Below are 23,112 nucleotides of genomic sequence, written 5' to 3' on the forward strand. Positions count from 1 at the left end.
AACACTGAAATGAAAAGGCCGGCTTAATAACCGGCCTTTTTTAATTCTGCTTCTAAAGCCAAGCTTGCGATGGCTCGATGACTAATCTTATTTTTTACCTCTTTATCAAGCTCTGCTGACGCACAGTTGTGGCTTGGAACCCAGAAAAGGGGGTCGTAGCCAAAGCCACCTTCACCACGTGTTTCTTCTAAAATGATTCCTTCCCAGCTGCCTTGGGCAATAATAGGGACGGGGTCTTTGGCGTGACGCATAAAAACCAAAACGCATTGATAACGCGCTGTGCGTTGTTTTTCTTTTAAGCCTTGCAGTTCTTCCAGCAACTTATGGTTGTTGTCTGCATCACTTGCCTGTAGGCCTGAAAAACGTGCGGAATAAATACCTGGCGCGCCGTTAAGTGCGTCAACCTCAATACCGCTATCGTCTGCTAGTGCTGGCAGACCACTGACTTGGGCTGCATGCCTTGCCTTGATAATGGCGTTCTCGACAAAACTTAAACCGGTTTCATCTACATCACTTATTTGCAGCTCTTTTTGGGGAATAAGTTCGCAATTGAATTTTGAAAATAGCTTGCTGAATTCTCTTAGTTTTCCGGCGTTACCACTAGCGAGCACAATTTTACTCATATTAATCGCTATATACTTTTTGATCGAAGTTGATTTTTAATTCGGTGTCTGTTGAACTTGGTTTGACCTCGAGTTCAAAGTGCAGTGTTTCTTCGCCATTAATGCGAACAGGTGCTAAGTAATAAACAGCGTTTTGTTCTTTTATTTCAATAAATTTAAGTTTGGTTTTTTGTTGCATGAGATTGCGAACACTACCGCTAATATCGGCGGCAATGGTTTGCATGGGTTTCTCATTTGAGTAAACACTTACATTGATAAGGCTTTCGTAAGCACTGCGCTTGAGTTTATAGATTTTGGCAATTTCAGCAGGTACAAAGGTGCTGTTAAATACGGTGTGTTGCACGGTATAGTTAAGGAAATCGCTTTGGTTGTTGGGCGCTTCCGCTTGGCTGGTGAGCGCTAAGACGCAGAGCGTTAATAGAGTAAAGAGAATACGCAACATATTAATCCTTGCTGACGCGATATAGGGCGGTTTCACCAAATAGGTTAGGGTGTAAACCCTGCAAGGCTTTACCGGCCGAGCCGTTGGCAATGACTTCACGATTGATAATGCGTGCACCTAAAGTACGGCACATAAAATCAAAGTCTTTGAATGTACAAAAGTGAATGTTTGGCGTGTTGTACCATTCATAAGGTAGTAGATCACTAACAGGCATGCGGCCTTTAGTGGCTAGCATTAGCCTCGCCTTCCAATGACCAAAATTGGGGAAGGTAATAATGCATTCACGGCCTACTCGCAGCATCTCTGCTAGAGCTTGGTCGGGGCGTTTTAATGTTTGTATAGCTTGGCTCATAATAACAGTATCAAAACGCTTATCTGCGAAGTTTGTCAGTCCGCCTTCTATATCGCGCTCAATGACATTGATGTCATTTTGTATGCTGCGAAGAATATTTTCGGAATTAATTTCTAAGCCGTAACCATGTACGTTTTTTTCATCGCGTAACTGCTTAAGTAGTGAGCCATCACCGCAGCCTAAATCAAGTACTTGGCTATTGGGCTCAACCCAGTTTGCAACAATGCTGTAGTCCAGACGCATTAGTTCACCTTACTCATATAGCTGTGGAAGACATCCCAATAACGGCTTTGATTGCCGACTAAAAAGGCATCGTGGCCGTAGGGGCTATCGATTTCGGCATAACAAACATCGCGGTCGGCTTGCATTAAGGCGTCTACAATTTCTTGTGAGCGCTCAGGGGCAAAGCGCCAGTCAGAGGTAAATGAAACAACTAAAAACTTACATTGAGCATGGCGAAATGCTTGTGCTGCATCGTGCTCATATTCACGGGCAAGATCAAAATAATCTAAGGCCTTGGTCATAAGAATGTAGGTGTTAGCATCAAAGGCGGTAGAGAATTTGCTCCCTTGGTAGCGCAGATAGCTTTCTATTTGGAATTCTACGGGCTCTTCTGTGCCTTGTTGAAAGGTGCCTGAGCGCAGATCCCGGCCAAACTTTTTACCCATACCATCATCGGATAAATAGGTGATGTGACCAATCATGCGGGCCACGCTGAGGCCACGTGCAGGCAAGGTATTATGCTCTAGGTAATGGCCTTGCTTAAAATTTGGATCACTTTGAATGGCGCTACGAGCCGTTTCATTAAAGGCAATATTCTGAGCACTTAGCTTCATTGCCGAGGCAATAACAACACAGTGTCGCAGGCGTTCTGGGTACTCTAAGGCCCAGCGCATGGCTTGCATGCCACCTAAACTACCACCAACCACAGCAGCCCATTGCTCAATGCCTAAGCGGTCGGCTAAGCGTGCTTGGCTGTGCACCCAGTCACGTACTCGTAAGGCTGGGAAGTCTGCGCCCCAAACTTTACCTGTGTCAGGATTGGTTGATGCGGGCCCTGTAGAGCCGTGGCAACCACCAATATTGTTTGGGCAAATAATAAAAAAGCGATCAGTATCAAGCGGTTTACCGGGGCCGACATAGGCTTCCCACCAGCCAGGTTTTTTATCTTCTTCGCTGTAATAACCAGCTAGATGGTGGTCACCACTTAAAGCGTGGCAAACCAATATAGCGTTGCTTTTATCTTCATTGAGCTTGCCATAGCTCTCATAGACTAGCTCGTACGACTCAAGCGTACGACCACAGGCAAGTTCCAAGGGGGTATCAAACAGCATGCTCTTGGAGCTGACGATACCAACGCTGTTTTGGGGAAGCGGGTTGGGCATATCTTAAAAACCTATTACTAAATCAGGTAGTAAGCGCGAAGCGACGGCTGCGGCATAGATAACTTTTTGCAAAATAACCATGCCCATACCTATAAACATGACTGAAAAATCAAGACCGCCTACAGCTGGAATGATTTTACGTACAGGGTCAATAACCGGAGCCATCAGTTGATGCACAAGTAGTAAAAGTGGGTGGTGGCTATGTGGTGCAACAAAGCTAGAAATCACCATAACGATAATGCAGGCAAAAGCGATATAGCAGGTGATATTTAAGATTCCTAATGCGCCCCAAATCAGTAGTTGCAGCGGGTTGTACCAAGTTTGAAACAGAATGAGGCAAATAATCTCACTGATCAAAACCTGGGTCGCTAGGGCGAGAACAACGGAGGCAAGGTCGATACCAAAGACACCGGGTATTGCGCGCCGAAGTGGAGTTAGTAAGGGGTTGGTGATTTTTACTATCGCCTGCGAGAAGGGGTTGTAAAAGTCAGCTCGAGCAAGCTGTAAAAAGAAGCGCAGTATGACAAATAATAAAAATAAACTGCCGATACTGTCGACAATAAAAACTAAGATATCTTGAACGGTATTCATGAGTTATTTCCTAGTTCATCAGAAAGTTCTGCGGCTCTGCGTGTGCATGCTCGCATGGCGTTTTCAACAAGATCACGTAGGCCGCCTTTTTCAAAAGATAAGATGGCCTGTTCGGTAGTGCCTTTGGGGGAGGTGACGCGCCTGCGTAACTCTGCAACATCAAGCTCGTTGCTTTGCGCAAGTGCCGCTGCACCGTGAGCAGTTTGTAAGGCGAGTTGAGTGGCTACATCGCGATTCAGACCAAGTTTTTCACCTGCATCTATCATGGCCTCAGCAAACAAGAAAAAATAAGCTGGAGCGCTTCCACTCACGGCAGTGACGGCATCGATCTGTTGTTCTTGCTCAACCTCAGCACAAATTCCAACCGCTTCAAGTATGGCGCGTGCTTGTTGTTTTTGCTCTGTTGAGCACTGGCTGTTGCTGTAAAGGCCGCTTGCCCCCAAGCCAATGGCGGATGGGGTATTAGGCATGCTGCGAGCAATAGCAATAGATCCGAGCCAATGCTCCATGCTGCTGCAGCGAATTCCTGCGGCAACGCTCAATACCAAGGCGCCTGGCTTAATGCTGGCTTTTAAGCTTTGGCAAACATCTTCGAGTTTCTGCGGTTTTACAGCTAGAACAATAATGTCAGCATCGGCCACCGCTGCGTGATTGTCGCAATGACAGTGAATGCCAAGCTCGGTGCTGGCCGCTTGTGCGCTTTCTTCGCGAGAGGTGGTGGCACTGATTTGTTCTGGGCTCAGGCCTTGTTTAAGCAAGCCTTTGATAATGGCCTGGGCCATATTGCCTGCTCCGATAAAACTGAGCTTGAGTTCGGGGTGTAAAGTCACTGTGCAATCCGCTTTAAATAGGGGGTGAAGTAGCTACTAGCTACGTGCTCCAAATAGAGCGCTGCCAATTCTAACAATTGTGGCGCCTTCGGCAATCGCTGCGTCCATATCGGCACTCATACCCATAGATAGAGTGTCCATAGTTAGCTTGTGGTCACGGTTAATTTTCTGCATAAGCTCGCGAGCTTGAGCAAAAACCTGTCGCTGCTCATCGTAGTTGTTTCGAGCCCTAGGAATGATCATTAGGCCTCGCAACTGGAGATGAGGCAGTTGATTGATGCTGAGGCAGAGCTCGGCCACTTCGTTTTTACTGGCTCCGGCCTTACTTGCTTCGCCATCAATATTTACTTGCAGGCAGACTTGTAGCTTGCCCAGTGCCTCGCTGCGTTGCTCGCTTAGGCGTTGGGCGATTTTTAAGCGATCGACGCTATGCACCCAGGCAAAGTTCTCCGCAATCGCACGTGTTTTATTCGACTGTATAGGGCCGATAAAATGCCACTTGGGCTTATTCACTACCGTTGAACTCTGAGCGAGCTCGATATGGGAGAGGCTTTCTTGTAAGTAATTCTCGCCAAAGTCTTCTAAGCCCGCTTCAATGGCCGCAATAATTTTATCGTCACTTTGTTTTTTACTAACGCCAAGTAAGGTGATGTCTTTGGCGTTTCTTCCAGCCCTTGCCGCGCTTGCTTGAATCTGTTTTTTGAGTTGCGATAGTGAGTCGTTTATTCTGTGCATATACTGATAAGGTTGTGTGTGCTTAAGTGTTGAATTGCGTGTAGAAAAAGCGTTGTTTGCTGCCAGTTGAGCACATCGCGGTCAATCATAAGTTTTTAAAGGGGTGTAGTTTAGCGCGAACTGCGCCCTAAGCGGCTCGTTTTTTCGAGCAAACATAGAGGCAGGTTATGGATATTACGGAGTTGCTGGCTTTTTCCGCCAAGCAGGGGGCATCAGATTTACACCTAAGTGCGGGTTTGCCGCCGATGATCCGTGTGGATGGCGACGTGCGCCGTATCAATGTTCCCGCTATGAAACACAAGCAGGTACACGGCCTAATTTATGAAATCATGAACGATAAGCAGCGCAAAGATTATGAAGAGTTTCTTGAAACGGACTTTTCATTTGAAGTGCCTGGAGTGGCTCGTTTCCGAGTCAATGCATTTAACCAAAACCGCGGTGCAGGGGCGGTTTTTCGTACTATTCCCTCCAAGGTTTTAACTATGGAAGAGCTTGGTATGGGTCAAGTTTTTCGCGATATTTCGGCGGTTCCACGGGGGTTGGTCTTAGTAACAGGGCCGACGGGGTCGGGTAAATCGACCACGCTTGCGGCAATGATGGATTACATCAATGAAAGTAAGTATGAGCACATACTAACCATTGAGGATCCAATTGAATTTGTGCACGAGAGTAAGAAGTGCTTGGTCAACCAGCGTGAGGTTCACAAAGATACCCACGGCTTCGCAGAGGCTTTACGTTCTGCCTTACGTGAAGATCCCGACATTATTCTTGTAGGTGAGATGCGAGACCTTGAAACGATTCGTTTGGCCTTAACCGCTGCAGAAACAGGACACTTAGTATTTGGCACCTTGCATACTACGTCTGCAGCTAAAACCATCGACCGTGTTGTTGATGTATTTCCTGCTGCAGAAAAAGCAATGGTGCGTTCTATGCTGTCTGAGTCATTACAGGCTGTGATCTCGCAGACATTAATGAAGCGCCAAGGTGGCGGCCGTGTAGCTGCGCATGAGATTATGCGTGGTACACCAGCAATTCGTAATTTGATACGTGAAGATAAGGTCGCGCAGATGTATTCTGCGATCCAAACTGGCGGCTCACTTGGCATGCAAACCATGGATCAATGTTTGTCCGATCTTGTCGAGCGCCGCATCATTACCCGTGATGTGGCACGAGAAAAAGCGAAAATGCCAGAGAACTTTTAAGCCACGCGCACAGTACAGGAATAAGCATTATGGAACTCGACAAGCTCTTGTCGCTCATGGTTGAAAAGAAGGCCTCGGACTTATTTATTACCGCAGGCGTACCGCCTTCAATTAAGGTTCACGGCCGGATTGTTCCTGTGAGTTCGACTCCGGTGTCGCCAGAAAAGGCGCGTGAAACCGTCTTGAGCGTTATGAACGAGCGTCAGCGCAAAGAGTTTGTTGAGAAAAAAGAGCTCAACTTTGCAGTGTCTGCACGTGGTATTGGTCGTTTTCGAACCAGTGCGTTTTTCCAGCGTAATTTGGCTGGCATGGTCCTACGTCGTATTGAAACTGAAATTCCTACTGTTGATGGCTTGGGTTTACCTGAGGTCATTAAAGAGTTGGCGATGACTAAGCGTGGCTTGGTTATGTTTGTTGGAGCAACAGGCACTGGTAAGTCGACTTCTTTGGCGGCGATGATTGGCCATCGCAACCGTAATTCCAAGGGGCATATTATCTCTATTGAGGACCCGATCGAGTTTATGCATCAGCACAATGGCTGTGTTATTACTCAGCGAGAGGTCGGTATTGATACGGAGAGCTTTGAAGTTGCACTTAAAAACACCTTGCGCCAAGCTCCCGATGTGATTTTGATCGGTGAGGTTCGCTCACGTGAAACGATGGATCATGCCATTGCCTTTGCTGAGACGGGGCACTTATGTCTTTGTACTTTGCATGCCAATAATGCAAACCAAGCTTTGGATAGAATTATTCATTTTTTCCCTGCTGATAGGCACGATCAATTATGGATGGATTTAAGCTTGAATCTTAAAGGCATTGTGGCCCAGCAATTGGTTCCAACACCCGATGGTAGTGGCCGTCGTGCGTGTTTGGAGGTGTTTTTGAATACGCCTTTAGCAGCTGACCTTATTCGCAAGGGTGCCGTGCACGAGCTAAAAGACTTAATGACGCGCTCAACCGATTTGGGTATGCAAACCTTTGATCAGGCGCTTTACGAGCTTTATGACTCTGGTGAAATTACCTATGAAGACGCATTAAGCTACGCCGACTCTCCTAATGACCTTCGCTTGCGTATTAAGCTGGGTTCAGAAACCGATTCTGAGTATTTGTCTGGTGCTGCGGATGAGTTTGAGGTCGAAGAGGATGAGCGTAATGCCGGAATACGCCGCCGTTTTTGATGATCTGGCTAAGCTTGGCTTTGAGACCACCAATCTTCGAGTAATATGCATGCGGCTAGTGAATCGATAGGTTTCTGGCCGTAATTACCTTTGTGGCCTTGTTGCTGGGCCCTTTCTTTTGCTTCGCGGGTGCTGAGGCGCTCATCGACCATATTCACCTCTATCCCAAAGCGGCCGTGCAAGCGGTTGCCAAACTTGCGAGCGCGCTTGCTCATTTCGCTGTCACTGCCATCCATATTTAAAGGTAGGCCTACAATGGCTCGGTCGGGCTTCCACTCCTCTAGTAGCTTGGCTAGGGTATCCCAGTTAGGTGTGCCATCTCGAGCTTGAATTTGCTCAAGCTCTGAGGCGCTGCAGCTAAGGGCTTGACCAATGGCTACCCCAATATTCTTTAAACCGTAGTCAAAGGCTAATACATAACCACTGTTGGCTTTGTCGAGGGATTTACGCATAAGCTCAGGCGTGGCCAGTTTGTGTTGAAATTAGGTCGAGATTAATACCGAGGGCTTTAGCCGCAGCATTCCAGCGCTGATCGGTTTCCGTATCAAAAAGAATACGGCTATCGGCGGGCATGGTTAACCACATGTTGCTGTTAAGCTCTTCTTCGAGTTGGCCAGGGCTCCAGCCAGCGTAACCTAATGCCAGTTGTGCACCTGGAGGAGCCTGATCTTTAGCCATGGCCTCAACAATATCTTTGGATGCGGTTAGGCAAATTTCGGGGGTTATTTCTAGGCTGCTTTCCCACTTACCTTGCTTGCGGTGAAGCACAAGCCCTTGTTGCCCGTTTACTGGACCGCCCGCCAATACTTGCTTATTGCCTATGGCTGGGCTGCAGGGTAGCTGTAGTTGTTCAAACACATCTGTCAGGCTGATGCCCAGTGGCTGATTGATTATTAGGCCCATGGCACCGTGCTCGTTGTGGTCACAAATATAAGTCACGGTGTGGTTAAACAGGGAGTCTTCTAAGCCAGGCATGGCAATTAAAAACTGATTGCTCAGATCATTGCTTTGTTCGAGGTTGAGCTCTTTGCTTGGCGGCATGTTTTACTCCTGCTAATGATTCATTATTGGGGGCTGGAGCTTAGAAAGCAATACCATTAGTCGTGGCTTGGCCCGGCTTTTTAGTCTCGAGTGCTTAAGCCATCTATCTCCCAATTCCAGGTGCGAATAATCTCAAATAAGTCGGTATTTTTCTTAATTTCGGCAGGAAAAGGATCGAACGGCGAGGCTAGACGAACAACTTTGAGAGCTGCGTCGTCTAGTATCTTATAGCCTGAGCTTTCTGATATTTCGACTTTGGCGACACTTCCGTCGGCTCGCAGCATGACCGATAGGCGCAGAGAGCCATAGATGTTTTTACGCTTGGCTTCAGCTGGAAAATTCTTTTTACCGTAGGTTTCGATTTTTTGGCTCCAGCGGTTGTAATAAGCGGCTTCCGCTGAGCTCTTGGTTGAGACAGATGTATGTCGAGTGATGCGGGGTTTACGAGCTTGACTCTGCAGCTGTTGATCGCGTTTAGCTTGTAGGCTGGCAAGGTCTCGTTCGAGCTTTTCAAGCTGGGTTTGTTGGTGGTCGCCCTCAAGTTCGTGGTTGTTATCGGTACTGCTTTCGCTTCGCCTAACTTTGCGCGCTGTTTGGTTGCTGGTGTCGAGTAGTTCTGTCTCGTGTTTGGGCTTGTTCCTAGCTATCGATTGCTGCAGAGGGTTTACTTTGTTAAGGCGTAAGTCGGCAAGCTCGGCTTCCTCTGTCGTTGTCAGCTCTTTCACGTCGTCTTCTGTGCCGCTAGCTTGCTGATTGCTTTGTGCGAGAAAGTCGGCTTTCTCTGGCGCCTTTTGGTCGGCGTGGGTAGCTAGAGTGATGTTTAGGGTCGGAGCAAGTTTATCGCTCTTATTAATTGAAAAGGTCACGCCTAAAATGACAATGACGTGAATGGCCACGGCTAAAAAAATGGTAAAGGTCAGTTTGTCGGCGCTTGACGCTGCTTGGCTCATAGATCTAACGCAACTGCTCAATGGTTAATATTAAGCGTTCACCGATATTTGTGTCGTAGGCTTTATCTATCTCTCGAACACAGGTGGGGCTGGTGACGTTAATTTCGGTTAAGTAGTCGCCGATAATATCAAGGCCAACAAAAATTAACCCTTTTTCAATGAGGGTGGGAGCTACTTGATCGACAATCCACTGGTCTCTTTCGCTTAAGGCTTGTGGTCGGCCAGAGCCTCCCGCCGCAATATTGCCTCGAGTCTCTCCGTTAGCAGGTATACGGGCAAGGGCATAGGGCACGGCTTTTCCGTTAACAACAAGTACACGCTTATCCCCTTGTTTAATTTCTGGTAGATAGCGCTGAGCCATGATGTAACTTGATTCATTGTTTGTTAGAGTTTCCAAGATAACGCTAACGTTGCTGTCATCTGTTTTGCAGCGGAAGATACCCGTACCGCCCATGCCGTCGAGCGGTTTGAAGATAACGTCGCCATGTTCTTTATGGAAGGCCTTTAGCTGCTGGGCATCGCGGCTGACTAGGTGGGGTGGACAGCACTGTGGGAATTGGGTCGCAAAAATCTTTTCGTTGCAGTCGCGTAAACTTTGTGGCTTGTTAACAATTAGACAGCCTTCTTGCTCTGCGCGCTCCAATACATAGGTAGCATAGATATATTCACTGTCGAAAGGGGGGTCTTTGCGCATTAACACGCAGTCTAATTCACTCAGAGCTAGTTGTTGTTTGTCACCTAGTTTGAACCAATTGGCGCTATCATTAAAAACTTCTAGCTCACTAAGGTTGGCAAAAGCGCGACCTTGGCTAATACTCAAGTCATTCATCTCCATATAGTAAAGGGAGTGACCGCGCTCTTTGGCCGCCAGAAGTAAAGCTAAAGAGGTGTCTTTTTTGAAAGTGATGTTGGCAATGGGATCCATAACAATGCCAATTTTCAAATGTGTATTCACGTGCGGAGCTCCTGCCGTATATGGCGTAAAAGTGTGACTCGGGTCACTTTAGGCTGACTTATCTGCCAAGATGGCGCTGATTATAAGTTTTATCTAGTTTGATTCGGAAGTCTGAGTTACATTTTTATCTATGCTTGCAATAAATAGCTTTTTCTATTTTTTTCAAGCGTTTATAGATTAAACTGCAGACATATGTTAAAAGTCTTCTCATCCATTAGTGTGGGAAATTGTCTTGATCAGTAAGTGTTCAAGCCCCATGAAGTTCATATAGTAAGGTCAGCATTATGGAAGCGAATCTCGAGCACCTCAAAGTGATGGTGATTGATGATAGTAAAACCATTCGCAGAACAGCTGAAACGCTGTTAAAAAAAGTCGGTTGTACGGTTGTTACAGCTACAGATGGTTTCGATGCTCTAGCGAAAATCGCTGATACTCGTCCGAATATCATTTTCGTTGACATCATGATGCCGCGTTTAGATGGTTATCAAACCTGTGCGCTCATCAAAAACAACAGTGAATTTAAGTCCACTCCTGTCATTATGCTATCGAGTAAAGATGGTTTATTTGACAAGGCCAAGGGGCGCATTGTTGGGTCGGATCAGTATCTCACCAAACCCTTTAGTAAAGGTGAATTGATCGGTGCGATTGAGACTCATATTCAATAGATAGTTACACTCAGTTATTTGTTACTAGAATAATTAAGCGAGATTAGCATGGCTAAAATCCTCATAGTTGATGACTCACCCACAGAAACCTACAAGTTAAGTGGAGTGCTTGAGCGCAATGGTCACAGTGTCATCACTGCTGTAAATGGTGAAGAAGGCGTGGCGACGGCAAAGCAAGAGCTGCCGGACTTAGTCTTAATGGATATTGTGATGCCTGGCTTGAATGGCTTTCAGGCAACTCGCCAGCTTAGCAAGGCCGCTGAAACTGCAAATATCCCGGTTATCATTGTGACCACTAAAGATCAAGAAACTGATCGTGTGTGGGGCATGCGCCAGGGGGCAAAGGCTTATCTCACTAAGCCTATTGATGAAAAAGAATTGATGAGTACCATCGCCAACTTAGGGGGCTAAGCCACATGGCGCAAGCGCCTTTTTTAGCTCTTGCTGGGCTAGCTCAAAAGTGTCGTGAGTCTGCAAGTGAGCTTCCTGCCAAAATCGAATCGGCCCCCCGTTGGAGTGGCATCGGTTTTTTGCTTATGGGGGAGCGTTTTATTGCCCCTATGGGGCAAGTCGCGGAAATTTTAGAGCTTCCAGTGCACACGCGTTTACCCGGCGTTCAGCCTTGGGTACTTGGTTTATCTAATGTCCGTGGTCGTTTATTGCCCCTGCTGGATATGCCTATGTACCTCGGTGGACAGTTAAGCCAGCAAAAGCGTAATCATCGTGTGCTTGTATATGATAATGGCGAGCTATTCAGTGGTCTTGTTATTGATCGGTCACTAGGTATGCAGCATTTCGACCTAAACCAACACAAGCCGGGTAGCAGTTCTTCACTGCCGAGTAGTGTTCAAGGCTACTTGGACGGTACTTATACCGATGAAGATGATCAGGCTTGGAACGTAATAGATTTTAATCGATTGGCAGCGGATTCGCGTTTTGCGAATGCTTCGCTGCTTTAGTTTTGCCGTTTACGGCAGGCCTCATTGAGGTCAATAAATTGGGGGTGCTCTGCACCCGCTGAGTATAAAGCCAAAAATGGCAACTAAAAACGCTTGGGAGCGCTTATGAAAGCTGACACAGCTGGACTACTTACCAGGATGAAGGACAACCCGGTAATGCTGGCATTGATCGTTGTGCTTGTTACTTCCGTTGGGGTCATGGCATTTATCGCCTTTGTTCTGTTTCAGGATTCGAAACGAGATCAGAGCTATCAACAGCTCGTTGCTGATTTGAGGGCATCGTCCTTCCAGCTGACCTCTTTGTCTCGAGATGCAACTGCGGGTGATGAACAGGCATTTGCCTCTTTATCAAACGTTGTTGAAGAGATGAGTCAAACTTGGCGCACGCTTAAAAGTAGCGACAATCAAACTCGCCTGCTTTTGAATAATGAATTAGCAAGTTTTGATGCCGCTTGGAATTCAACGAGTAAAAACGCCAAGGTTATCACCGACAACAAAGATACCATTCTGTTTTTGCACAATGTTGCAACTACGCTGAACGAAGCGATTCCTCAGTTGCAGAGTGAGCATGATTTGATCGTAGAGATCCTGCTTGAAAATGAAGCACCGGCAGACCAAGTGGCGGTGGCACAAATGCAGAGTTGGCGAGCAGAGCGTATTGCTCGTAACGTCGATAAAATGCTACGCGGTGGCGGTGATGCAAACCTTGCGGCTGACCAATTTAACCTTGATGCAAGTTTGTTTGGTAAGGTATTGGCGGGCATGGAAAAGGGGGATATCGCAATGGATATCACTCCTATTACAGATGAAGAAGCTAAAGAAAGTTTGACCGAAGTTGCTGAGCTGTTTGGCTTTGTAAGCGGTCAGGTACGAGACATTTTTGAAGCGTCTCCGGCATTATTCCAAGCGCGCCAAGCAGCTAACGGCATTCTTGATGAAAGTGCTAACTTACTACAAGCACTATCCGTCTTAAGTGATCGTATTACGGAACTGCCAGTAGAGCGGAAATTAAATACCACGGTATTAGCAGCAATAGCGGCAGTGGCTTTGTTATGTTTGTTAAGTATTGGTCTGATTCTAAATGGTTCAACTAAGCGCCGCTTGAAAGAAACTGCAGATACGAATGATCGAAACCAAAACGCGATTTTACGTCTACTTGATGAGCTAGCCGATCTGGCAGATGGTGACTTAACCACTACAGCAACCGTAACTGAGGATTTCACAGGTGCGATTGCTGACTCAATTAACTACACCATTGACCAACTTCGTATTCTAGTTTCACGAATTAACGAAACCTCTGAGCGAGTTGTAGGATCATCTTCAGATACCCAGCAAACGGCACTTCACCTTGCCGAAGCTGCTGAGCATCAGGCGCAAGAAATTGCTGGAGCCTCTGCTGCGATTAACGAAATGGCGGTAACCATTGACCAAGTATCTGCGAACGCCGCCGAATCAGCGGGTGTTGCGGAGCGATCAGTATCGATCGCGAAAAACGGCGCTAAAGTTGTACAAAATACAATTCATGGTATGGATACGATTCGTGAGCAGATTCAAGACACCTCGAAACGTATTAAGCGACTGGGTGAATCATCACAGGAAATTGGTGACATCGTTGGCTTGATTAACGATATTGCTGACCAAACCAACATTCTTGCACTTAACGCGGCTATTCAGGCGTCGATGGCGGGTGATGCAGGTCGAGGCTTTGCGGTGGTTGCGGATGAGGTACAGCGACTTGCGGAACGTTCTGCTACAGCAACCAAACAGATCGAATCACTGGTTAAAACAATTCAGAACGATACTAACGAAGCAGTTATCTCGATGGAACAAACCACTTCAGAGGTGGTACGTGGAGCACGCTTAGCACAGGATGCGGGTGTTGCACTCGAAGAGATTGAGACGGTATCTGCCAACCTTGCGGAATTGATTCAGAATATTTCGAACGCTGCACGCCAGCAGGCTTCATCGGCCGGTCATATTTCTAATACGATGAATGTAATTCAGGAAATTACTTCACAGACTTCTGCTGGTACTAACGCTACCGCGAAGTCGATTGGTAACCTTTCAGAGTTAGCGACCGAGCTAAGTGAATCGGTATCGGGCTTTAAGCTTCCTCATGAAATGGACGCTGATACTGAGTTGAGTGATGAAGCGGATTACGAAGCTGAGCCTGAACTTGCGACTCTTGATGAAGCAGATGATTTTGAAGAAAGCGTAGATCATGGGCCTGACTTGTCTGAAGAGGTTGCTTTGGATGAAGTTGAAACACTGACTGAGGTCGAAAGCTTTGATGCTGAGATAGAAACGCTTGATGAAGTTGAAGTGTTGGACGAAGAGGTTGAATCCTTTGATTTAACTGAAGCTGATGGCATAGATGACGAAAGCTTGGAATTGTCTGATGAAGAAATTTTCAGTGAATTTGAAGAAGCTTACGCAGAAGAAACTGACCCAGAGAAGAAAAGCTAAATTGACGTATAGCTGAAGTTGTAACCGATGTCTTGGACTTATGAACGTGCGCCAGTATTAAGTGATAGTCAGTTTGCCATGTGGAGCCAGCTGCTTGAACTACGTGTGGGCATTAGTCTTGGTCAGCATCAGCGTCAATTTCTCCAAAGCCAAGTAAGCATGCGTATGCGTGAGCTTGGGGAGGAGAGTTTCTCGGACTATTTTCACAAAGTTACTGACGCACCCAATGCGCAGCTCGAGTGGGCTATTTTAATTGATCGCTTAGTGGTGAAAGAAACAACTTTCTTTCGCCACAAACCCTCACTCAATTTTGTAGGTCAGCACCTACAAGAGCGTTTAGCTAGGGGCGCAGCTAAAAGCTCTTATGATATTTGGAGTTTGGCTTGTGCAAGCGGCGAAGAGCCATATTCGTTAGCAATGGTTGCTAACGAATGTTATAGGCAGGCTTCACAGGGACCTAATTTCAGTATTACTGCGACGGATGTGAGTCGTGTTGCACTTGCGCTAGCAAAATCAGCGTGTTATCCGGAGAGAAAGCTTGAATTTGTACCACAGTCGTACCGGAAGAAATACTTTGTGGAAAACAGCGCTGGACAGTTTCAGTTTCAGCATCCTGTGACAGAGAGAATGTGTTTTTCATGCGGCAATATTCTCAACCTCGATGACATGCCAATGTTCGAGTTTGATGTGATTTTTTGTCAAAACCTATTGGTGTACTTTCAGCAAGAATTAAGAAAGAAACTGCTGGATTCATTAGTAGAGAAATTAAAACCAGGCGCGATCCTGGTCATTGGCTTAGGTGAAGTGACTACCTGGGTTAATGACGCAGTTGAGCGAGTTCAACGCGCCGATGTGCAGGCTTACATTAAGTCTGCAGACAATAATTAAGGCAGAAGGGCTAGCCGATGGGTGATCAACGCAATTACGCGGCATTGGAGTGGGTGCTAGGAGAAATTGAGGAAACCCTCAACGATGCTAGGCAGTCTCTTGAGGCCTATGTTGAGAATCCTAAGGATTCTACACAGCTTCGTTTTTGTATTACTCATATTCATCAAGTACGCGGTAGTTTACAGATAGCCGAGTTTAATGGCGCCTGCCTACTTGCTGAAGAGATGGAAGGTCTTGCACAGGCGCTTATTCGCCAAAAAGTTAGCAATGCCGCTGATGCACAAGAAGTGCTAATGCGTAGTTTGTTGCAGCTACCTATCTATCTTGATCATGTGAAAGTATATCGCGACGACAGTGTTCGTTCGATTATGCCTTTGTTAAATGATATTCGTGCAGTCTGTCGTGAGCCATTTTTAACAGAAAGTAACTTATTTACACCGATGCTAGATGCAATGGATGGGCACCTAGGTACTCGTCACAGTGTGCTGAACGAAGGCGAAAAGTTACAAAAATTGACTGCCAAATTGCGTGAAATGTATCAGTTTGCAGCGGCAGCAGTTTTACGTGGCATTAAATTACAAGAAAATTTAAGCTACCTTGAGAAAGTATTTAACCGCTTAATCACCCTTACTTCCGGCACTAATAGCGCGCCTCTTTGGTTGATCAGTGCAGCCTTAATAGAAGGGCTGAAAAATGAAGGTATTGAACTAAGTATTGCCGTTCAAAACCTGTTGCGTCAGCTTGCACGTGAAATGCGCTTGCTTAATGAGCAAGCACCAGCCTCATTTGATAAAAAGCCACCAGAAGGTTTGCTAAAAAACCTGCTTTATTATGTTGCCGCTTCAGAGCTAAACACGCCTTTAATTAAAAAGGTACAAGAGCTCTTTATTAGCAGCGATGATGAAATTGGTGGTCGTGAAGCAGGTCAAGACGGTTATAGCGCTAGTTCATTAGATCCTGAAACCGTTCGCTCTGTTGTTGTCGCTTTGCGGGAAGAGCTGAAAAGCATTAAATCTAATTTAGACAATGCTTTAACGACTCAAGCATCGCCTTCAGAGCTGGTAGATATACTGCCTGTTGTTAAGCGTGTTGCTGATACTTTAGCCGTTCTGGGTATTGGTGAGCTTCGTCGTAAAATGCTTGATCAAGCAGATGAGCTTGAAGCAATTAGCAAGACCAGCAGTATTGATGAAGCTACTCTGATTACTTGTGCAAGTCATATCATTGATGTTGATACTAAGCTCGAAGCAATTGATAAGGCCGTTGATAAACACCGTGATATTAGTAATATCAATGAGCGAGCTATTGAGATCGATGAGGCTAAGCTTGCGGTATTGCGTGAGTGTCAGAATGGTCTAGACCGAGCCAAAGACTCAATTATTGATTACATCAGTTCTCAGTGGGACGTCAGCCGTTTAACCGATATTGATCAGCTGTTGCACAATATCCGCGGCGGCCTAGATATTATTCCGTTGGGGCGAGCGGCAAATATTATCGAGCGCTGTTCAAACTTTATTGTTAATGAGCTTATTGCGGTTGGCGGTGAGCCATCATGGACCAAGCTTGAATCATTGGCAGATGCTCTTGCTGGTGTTGAATATTACCTAGAGCGTCTCGCTACTGATATGAGCGAAGACGGTGACGCCTTACTTGAGATCGCTGAGACTAGCCTTGACTCTCTTGGGGAGGCAGCCTTAAGCAAGCAGCAGTTGGCAGAGCAGCCAGTTGTTGAAGTGGAAAAAAGTGTTCAAGCTGAAGAGCAGAGCACTGGATCTGAGGTGGCCGATGTTGTTGATGAAGCCGCTCCTGAAGAAGCGATCGTAGAAGAGCTTGCCGTAGATGAGCCGGCGTTAGCAGAACCAGAATTTGAAGAAAGACCTGAAACCTCTTTCAGTGAGCCTCAAGACTCTGAACATGGTTTTGAGCATAGTGAAGCAATCAGTATTGCAGAGTCAGAGCAAGAAGATGAGCTTCCTGAGGCTTCAGTAGAACCAGAGCTGCTTGATGAAAGCGATGAGGCTTCCGCTTTAACGGATGGTCAAATTAGCACTGATCAGCTTGAACCTGAAATTACAGCTGAGCCTGAATCGATAGCCGCAGAGCTGCCCCCGATTACAGAGCCTGCAAGTGCAGAGCCAGAGGAAGAAGAGAGCCTAATCGATGATGAGATTATTGAAATCTTCATTGAGGAAGCTGAAGAAGTACTCGAGACTTTAGAGGAATACATTCCTCTTTGGCTGAGTGATGTAAACGATGATGAAAATCGAACCGTTGTACGTCGAGCCTATCATACGCTTAAAGGCAGTGGCCGAATGGTCGAGGCTAAAGATGTCGGTGAGCTAGCATGGTCGGTTGAAAACATGCTCAACCGTATTATTGATAAAACCGTTGAATACCGTGAAGAGCATGGGCTAATCGTTAAAGGTGTGGCTATTTTAATGCCAACCTTGGTTAAAGCTTTCGAAGAGCGCCAGCCCAACCCGATTCACGATCAGTGTGAAACCATTGCTGCTTGGGCTACGGCGTTTGCAGCAGGTGACGCGCCTGCTGATTTTGATGCTTCTGTGCTTACTCAGCCTGCCATTACCGAGGAGCCGCTAGAAACTCAGATAGCTGAATCCGATGACAGTGTCGAAGCAACTCCTGTAGCCGAAAGCCTCGATGCTGAGGTTGCTAGTGAGGATGCTCTTGTCGAGGAAGAAGAGCACTCTGAGGCAGACCAGGCTGATGACGATGACTTTGTCTTATTGGAAATCTTCTGTTCTGAAGTTGAAACTCACCTTAGTACTATGCGTGACTTCATCGGTGAAATGGATGAAGCCGCTCCGATCTATAGTCCACCAACGGACGAGTTACAGCGTGCACTACATACACTTAAAGGCAGTGCAAAAATGGCTCAGGTTGAGCCTATTGCTCGCATGTTTGAGGTGCTTGAGCATTTCGCTAAAGAGATGGTCAGCTTCCAAGTTGTTATAAGTGAAGACATCTTGCAGTTGATGCGTGACTCTGAAGAATATGCTCTTGGTGCTATTGAGCAAATTAAACAGCGTAAACCTGTTGAAATCATTAAGTTAGATCAGTTCTTGGCTCGTTGTGCCGAGCTGCGTGAGTTGGCTGTGGGTCACCTCGTACGCATGAAAGAGCAAGATAAGCAAAGCGGTAATCAAGTTGACCCGCGTTTACTTTCTATCTTTATGGCAGAAGAGATGAATCTTCTCTTGGATGCCGATGATGTGGTTAATGCGTGGAGTGATACTCCAGACAGTCAGCAACCTATTAATGAGCTTAAAACTGAGCTTAAAACTCTTGCTAATGGCGCTGAGCAGGCTAAATTGCCGGCAATGGCGGCTCTTGCCTTACAGTTAGAAGATATTTACGCGGCACTACAGGATAAACCTGCCAGTGTTGGCGAGGAATCTCGTACGCATTTATTGGCCGCCCATGAAGCGCTGCTCGACATGGTTGATGCTGCAGCCGCAGCTCAAAATGTGCAAGACCCTCCAGCGGCGTTGCTGGATCAGCTGAATCAATATATTGAAAGCTTACGTGTGGTCGAGGTTTCTATTGAGGAGCCTACAGAAGATCTGATTATTGAAGACCTTGTCAGTGAGCCGCTATCAGATGAGCCGCAGGATGAGCTGGTAGTTGAAGATATAGCGCTTGAGTCTGAGCCTGCTATTGAAGAAAGCTCAGAACCAGAACCAGAACCAGAACCAGAACCAGAACCAGAACCAGAACCAGAACCAGAACCAGAACTAACTGGCGAGGCTTTCGTTGATGAGTATGTCGATGGTGAGCTAGAGCTAGAAAGCGATACTGAGCAGCACGAGCCGACTGCTTCTGAAGCCGATGCAGATAATGACGGTATCCTGTTTGAAGAAGAAAGCGAAGAGCTTAGTGTTGAAGATATTCTAGGTGAGTACGCTATCCCTGAGCCTGAGCCTGAGCCTGAGCCTGAGCCTGAGCCTGAGCCTGCCTTAGAAGAAGATTCGGTTGATGTATCTGAACTTGTATCGGATCTAAGCGCAGAAGAGGCTGAACTTCCTGAGCTTGAGCAAGTAGATGAGCCATTTGCTGCAGAGCTAGAAGAGCCAAGTTTACAAGCGCCAGACGTAGATATAGACGCTCCAATCTTAGAAAACATTGTTCTAGATGAAGACGCAGCAGGCTTAGGTGAAGCTGAGCATGAAGAGTTTGAGTTAGAGCTGCCTGAGTTGGGAGACGCTGAACAGGAAGAGCCTGACTTAGAACTTGCCGATTTAGAAAGTGTAAGCACTGACAGTTCAGAATCTGAAGATCTAGAACAAGCCCTGTCTGAAGTGGATTCATCTAGCCCTGAGCTAGAAGTTGAAGATTTAACGGAGTTTGCACCAAGTGATGAGCTTGTTGAGCAGCAGGACTCCTCTTTTGCTGACGAGTCTTCGCTTGATTCTGAGTCGTCTGAGCCAAGTGCGGATGGTGGCTTACTTGACCAGGTGGATACCTCTTCTGAAGATTATGACGAAGACATCTTAGAAGTTTTCTTAGAAGAAGCCGATGAGCTCAGTGAAGAGCTTGAGCATGCAGTGCATAGCCTTGAAGGTGGCGATGACGCCTCTACAGCACTGGATGAAATGAAGCGTGCCTTGCATACCTATAAAGGCGGTGCGCGCTTAGCTAACCTAGATAATCTGGGTGAGCTGATTCATAACTATGAAACGTTCTTGATCGATAAAAACCCATCGGGTAACGATAAAGAAGCGATGGCGAAAATTCACGCCTATCAAGATCAGATCTTTAGAGCAGTGAATGCAGTTAAGAACTTCCTTGGCTTGGGTGGCGTTGCTTTACCTGCTGCTCCAGTGCTTCCAAGTGAGCAAGACTCTAGTTCCATAGAAGCTGCAGAAGAGTCCTTTAATACGGGTATAGACAACAGCTCTAGTGGACTCACTGAGAGCTCGAATACTGACAGCAGCACTGACACCAATGTTGTGCCCTTTGTTGCTAAGCCTGATGAGTCGAGTGACCTTGAACTTACAAGTGCTTCTGTTGGTGGTGCTGCAGCACTTGCTGTGCCTCAGAAGAAACAAGGACCTCAAGAAGTAATTCGGGTTAATTCCGAACTCCTTGAAGAGCTGGTTAACTTAGCGGGTGAGACCTCTATTAGTCGCGCGCGTCTTGAAGAGCAGGTCAATGACTTTAAGTTCTCTTTAGATGAAGTTGATTCTACGATTGACAGGCTACAAGAGCAGTTACGTCGTTTAGATATTGAGACAGAAGCGCAGGTCTTGTTCCGTCAGGAGCGTATGGCAGAGCATGCTGAGAACTTCGATCCTTTAGAAATGGACCGTTATTCAGCCTTACAGCAATTATCGCGCTCGCTTATTGAATCTGCGTCGGATTTACGAGACTTGCGAGATGACCTTAGTGATCGGGTTCGAGACGCTGAAACAACCTTGCTACAGCAGAGTCGCATTAATACGACGCTACAAGAAGGCCTTATGCGCTCGCGCATGGTGCCATTCTCGCGTCTAGTACCTCGTTTACGCCGAATTGTAAGGCAGGTTGCAGCCGAACTTGGCAAGAAGGTCAGCTTCGAGTTAGACAATGTTGAAGGTGAATTGGATCGCAACGTTCTTGAGCGCATGGTGCCTCCGTTTGAGCATATGCTTCGTAACGCAGTTGACCACGGTATTGAAACACCTGAAGATCGTATTGCCTCAGGTAAGAGTGAAACGGGCCGAATAGTTCTCACCTTGGGTCGTGAAGGTGGCAACGTTGTTATTCGCTTAATGGATGACGGTCGTGGTGTAGATTTAGGGCGTGTACGTAAAAAAGCAGTTGATCAGGGGCTAATGAACGCTGATGCTGACTTGAGCGATCACGACATTATGCAGTTTATCTTCCATGCTGGTTTCTCTACGGCCGAGAATGTAACGCAAATCTCGGGTCGTGGTGTGGGCATGGATGTCGTTAACGCCGAGATTAAACAGCTTGGTGGTGATGTTAGTATTAGCTCCAAGTGGGGTGAAGGCTCCGAGTTCCTAATTCACTTACCGTTTACGCTTTCTGTAAACCGCGCCTTGATGGTTGGTATTGGCCAAGACAGCTACGCTATTCCGCTTAATTCCATTGAAGGTATTGTGCGTATTAGCCCATTTGAGCTTGAGCATTATTACGCTCACCCAGACTCAGAATTTGAATATGCTGGCGACAAGTTTAAAGTACGTTACTTAGGCTCTATGCTGCATCCTGGTATGAAGGCTAAGATCGATAGTGATACTTTGCAGATGCCTATTATTTTGGTACGTACAGCCCAGCATACAATGGCTTTACAGGTTGATAACCTTATGGGCAGCCGTGAAGTTGTAGTGAAAAGCCTCGGTGCACAGTTTAGTGCAGTACAGGGTTTGGCTGGTGCGACTGTAATGGGTGACGGTAGCGTTGTTGTAATCCTTGATCCTCACGCGCTAGTGCGTCAAGAAATTGCTCGTTCTGACTTGCTACTTGATGCGAGCAAACGTGCTCAAATTGAATTGCATAGCGATGAAGTTGAAGAGCAAGAGCATGTGCCAACGATTATGGTGGTCGATGACTCGGTAACAGTACGCAAGGTAACCACGCGCTTCTTGGAGCGTGAAGGTTATAACGTGATTACCGCTAAAGATGGTCTTGATGCATTGCAGGTCTTGGCTAATGAAAAGCCAGACTTAATGCTGCTTGATATCGAAATGCCACGCATGGATGGTTTTGAGGTGGCAAAAAATGTTCGTGGCTCTCAAGGCACTAAAGACCTACCAATTATTATGATTACATCGCGTACCGGTGATAAGCACCGCGAGCATGCGATGAGTCTTGGTGTGAACCGCTACATGGGTAAGCCGTATCAGGAGGATGCTCTGATATCGACCATGCAGGAGCTGCTGAATGCTGAGGGCAAGTCCTGATTACAGTGAGCAGTCTGAGCTAAAGCTCGGTCTGCTTGCCGACTCCTCTAGGGAGCTGGGCACACTGGTATCACTTGTTCGAGAAACTGATCATAAGATCGTTTGCTCCGCCTCTACACGCACTTATTCCCTGCCTTTACGTAATGATGTCGATGCTTGGGTGCTACGTATTGCAGATCACTGCGACAAAACAGACGCCATTATAGAATGGTTGACGGAACATGATGTTCCTATGGTTGTAGAAGACGTGAATACGGCTAACTCCATCAGTGCACAATGGTTAGATAGCAAAATTCGCGATTGTGTATCGGCTTATCGAAGGCCGCATTCAGCTAACAGTAAACCGGAACAGGTTTGGGTATTGGCGGCGTCAACGGGTGGACCCGAAGCTCTGGCAGAATTTTTTAATGGTCTAGTTGGGGCCGAGGCTTTTACCTTTATTGTTGCGCAGCATATCGATGAGCGAGCTTTGCCTTCTCTATTTACAGCTCTGCGTCGCAATACTCATTTTCCGGTTACACTTTGTCGCTCTGGTGAGAGTTTGGAGGCCGGCCATGTCTATGTCGTCTCTCCAGACAACGAATTTAGCTTGAGCCACAATAGGCGAGTGGTGCTCACCGGTGAGGCTTGGAAAGGGCTTTATCGCCCTTCGATTAACCAAGTAATTGCCAAGGTCGCTAAAGCCTATCGCCAGCAAGCCGGCGTTATTATCTTTAGTGGTATGGGTGATGATGGCGCGGATGCGGTATCTATGATGGGGGCTTATGGTGGCCAGGTGCTTATCCAAGATCTAGCAAGTTGTACTATTGATAGTATGCCGCGCTCTGTGCAAAGCACGGGCTTGGTAAATTACAGTGGTGATAGCCAGGCCTTGGCCAAATATATTTCTAAGCGAGCAAAAGCTGCTCGTTAGTTTAAAGTGGA

Annotated in this window: 20 protein-coding genes; 9 read left to right on the plus strand and 11 right to left on the minus strand. The window is 46.7% G+C overall.

Annotated features, from left to right (window positions below; translation table 11 throughout):
* Positions 1–23: 23 nt before the first annotated feature.
* The 7 genes from rdgB to AB1S55_RS05195 are packed head-to-tail and all read right to left on the minus strand — an operon-like array spanning position 24 to position 4,958.
* Entirely contained in the window at positions 24–623 is a 600-nt protein-coding gene (rdgB, locus tag AB1S55_RS05165) for an RdgB/HAM1 family non-canonical purine NTP pyrophosphatase (protein ID WP_370980723.1), read from the minus strand.
* 1 nt (position 624) lies between these two features.
* On the minus strand, positions 625–1,065 hold the full coding sequence (locus AB1S55_RS05170; RefSeq protein ID WP_370980724.1) for a DUF4426 domain-containing protein: 441 nt from the start codon (positions 1,063–1,065) through the stop codon (positions 625–627).
* A gap of 1 nt (position 1,066) precedes the next feature.
* Complete coding sequence (metW, locus tag AB1S55_RS05175) at positions 1,067–1,660, minus strand: methionine biosynthesis protein MetW (protein WP_370980725.1); 594 nt, start codon at positions 1,658–1,660, stop codon at positions 1,067–1,069.
* Positions 1,660–2,802 (minus strand): homoserine O-acetyltransferase, encoded by a 1,143-nt coding sequence (locus AB1S55_RS05180; protein WP_370980726.1) that lies wholly within the window; start codon positions 2,800–2,802, stop codon positions 1,660–1,662. Before AB1S55_RS05180 ends, metW begins: the two co-directional genes overlap by 1 nt.
* 3 nt (positions 2,803–2,805) lie before the next feature.
* Positions 2,806–3,393, minus strand: coding sequence for a YggT family protein (locus AB1S55_RS05185; RefSeq protein WP_370980727.1), 588 nt, complete (start codon positions 3,391–3,393; stop codon positions 2,806–2,808).
* The gene (gene proC / locus AB1S55_RS05190) at positions 3,390–4,223 is read right to left on the minus strand and encodes a pyrroline-5-carboxylate reductase (protein WP_370980728.1); all 834 of its coding nucleotides are present in this window, start codon (positions 4,221–4,223) and stop codon (positions 3,390–3,392) included. The genes AB1S55_RS05185 and proC overlap by 4 nt, the downstream gene beginning before the upstream one ends.
* A gap of 36 nt (positions 4,224–4,259) precedes the next feature.
* Entirely contained in the window at positions 4,260–4,958 is a 699-nt protein-coding gene (locus tag AB1S55_RS05195) for a YggS family pyridoxal phosphate-dependent enzyme (RefSeq protein WP_370980729.1), read from the minus strand.
* A gap of 167 nt (positions 4,959–5,125) precedes the next feature.
* Here AB1S55_RS05195 and AB1S55_RS05200 point away from each other — a divergent pair, with 167 nt between their 5' ends.
* A complete protein-coding gene (locus AB1S55_RS05200; protein ID WP_370980730.1) occupies positions 5,126–6,160 on the plus strand; it encodes a type IV pilus twitching motility protein PilT in 1,035 nt (344 codons plus the stop codon).
* A gap of 29 nt (positions 6,161–6,189) precedes the next feature.
* Complete coding sequence (locus tag AB1S55_RS05205; protein WP_370980732.1) at positions 6,190–7,338, plus strand: PilT/PilU family type 4a pilus ATPase; 1,149 nt, start codon at positions 6,190–6,192, stop codon at positions 7,336–7,338.
* Positions 7,339–7,346: 8 nt separating this feature from the next.
* On the opposite strand, the gene ruvX is transcribed toward AB1S55_RS05205, so the two are convergent.
* The 4 genes from ruvX to gshB all read right to left on the minus strand — a co-directional run bounded on the left by ruvX (position 7,347) and on the right by gshB (position 10,254).
* Positions 7,347–7,790 (minus strand): Holliday junction resolvase RuvX, encoded by a 444-nt coding sequence (gene ruvX, locus AB1S55_RS05210; RefSeq protein ID WP_370980733.1) that lies wholly within the window; start codon positions 7,788–7,790, stop codon positions 7,347–7,349.
* A gap of 4 nt (positions 7,791–7,794) precedes the next feature.
* On the minus strand, positions 7,795–8,379 hold the full coding sequence (locus tag AB1S55_RS05215; protein ID WP_370980734.1) for a YqgE/AlgH family protein: 585 nt from the start codon (positions 8,377–8,379) through the stop codon (positions 7,795–7,797).
* 80 nt (positions 8,380–8,459) lie between these two features.
* Entirely contained in the window at positions 8,460–9,329 is an 870-nt protein-coding gene (locus tag AB1S55_RS05220; protein WP_370980735.1) for an energy transducer TonB, read from the minus strand.
* Positions 9,330–9,333: 4 nt separating this feature from the next.
* A complete protein-coding gene (gshB, locus tag AB1S55_RS05225; RefSeq protein ID WP_370981573.1) occupies positions 9,334–10,254 on the minus strand; it encodes a glutathione synthase in 921 nt (306 codons plus the stop codon).
* Positions 10,255–10,568: 314 nt separating this feature from the next.
* Between gshB and pilG the strand changes: the two genes are divergently transcribed.
* The 7 genes from pilG to AB1S55_RS05260 all read left to right on the plus strand — a co-directional run bounded on the left by pilG (position 10,569) and on the right by AB1S55_RS05260 (position 23,101).
* A complete protein-coding gene (pilG, locus tag AB1S55_RS05230) occupies positions 10,569–10,949 on the plus strand; it encodes a twitching motility response regulator PilG (RefSeq protein ID WP_370980736.1) in 381 nt (126 codons plus the stop codon).
* A gap of 48 nt (positions 10,950–10,997) precedes the next feature.
* Positions 10,998–11,360 carry a twitching motility response regulator PilH gene (gene pilH / locus AB1S55_RS05235; protein WP_370980737.1) on the plus strand — a complete coding sequence of 121 codons (363 nt, stop codon included), beginning with the start codon at positions 10,998–11,000 and terminating at the stop codon, positions 11,358–11,360.
* Between the two features lie 5 nt (positions 11,361–11,365).
* Positions 11,366–11,908: a chemotaxis protein CheW gene (locus tag AB1S55_RS05240; protein WP_370980738.1), complete on the plus strand. Its 543-nt coding sequence runs from the start codon at positions 11,366–11,368 to the stop codon at positions 11,906–11,908.
* Between the two features lie 105 nt (positions 11,909–12,013).
* On the plus strand, positions 12,014–14,374 hold the full coding sequence (locus tag AB1S55_RS05245) for a methyl-accepting chemotaxis protein (protein ID WP_370980739.1): 2,361 nt from the start codon (positions 12,014–12,016) through the stop codon (positions 14,372–14,374).
* A 27-nt stretch (positions 14,375–14,401) separates the two neighbouring features.
* Positions 14,402–15,262 (plus strand): protein-glutamate O-methyltransferase CheR, encoded by an 861-nt coding sequence (locus tag AB1S55_RS05250; protein WP_370980740.1) that lies wholly within the window; start codon positions 14,402–14,404, stop codon positions 15,260–15,262.
* A gap of 17 nt (positions 15,263–15,279) precedes the next feature.
* A complete protein-coding gene (locus AB1S55_RS05255; protein ID WP_370980741.1) occupies positions 15,280–22,188 on the plus strand; it encodes an Hpt domain-containing protein in 6,909 nt (2,302 codons plus the stop codon).
* Positions 22,169–23,101, plus strand: a complete 933-nt coding sequence (locus AB1S55_RS05260; RefSeq protein ID WP_370980742.1) for a chemotaxis protein CheB — start codon at positions 22,169–22,171, stop codon at positions 23,099–23,101. Before AB1S55_RS05255 ends, AB1S55_RS05260 begins: the two co-directional genes overlap by 20 nt.
* Positions 23,102–23,112: the final 11 nt, after the last annotated feature.

It is taken from the genome of Agaribacterium sp. ZY112, assembly GCF_041346925.1.
In the GTDB taxonomy this organism is placed as follows: domain Bacteria; phylum Pseudomonadota; class Gammaproteobacteria; order Pseudomonadales; family Cellvibrionaceae; genus Agaribacterium.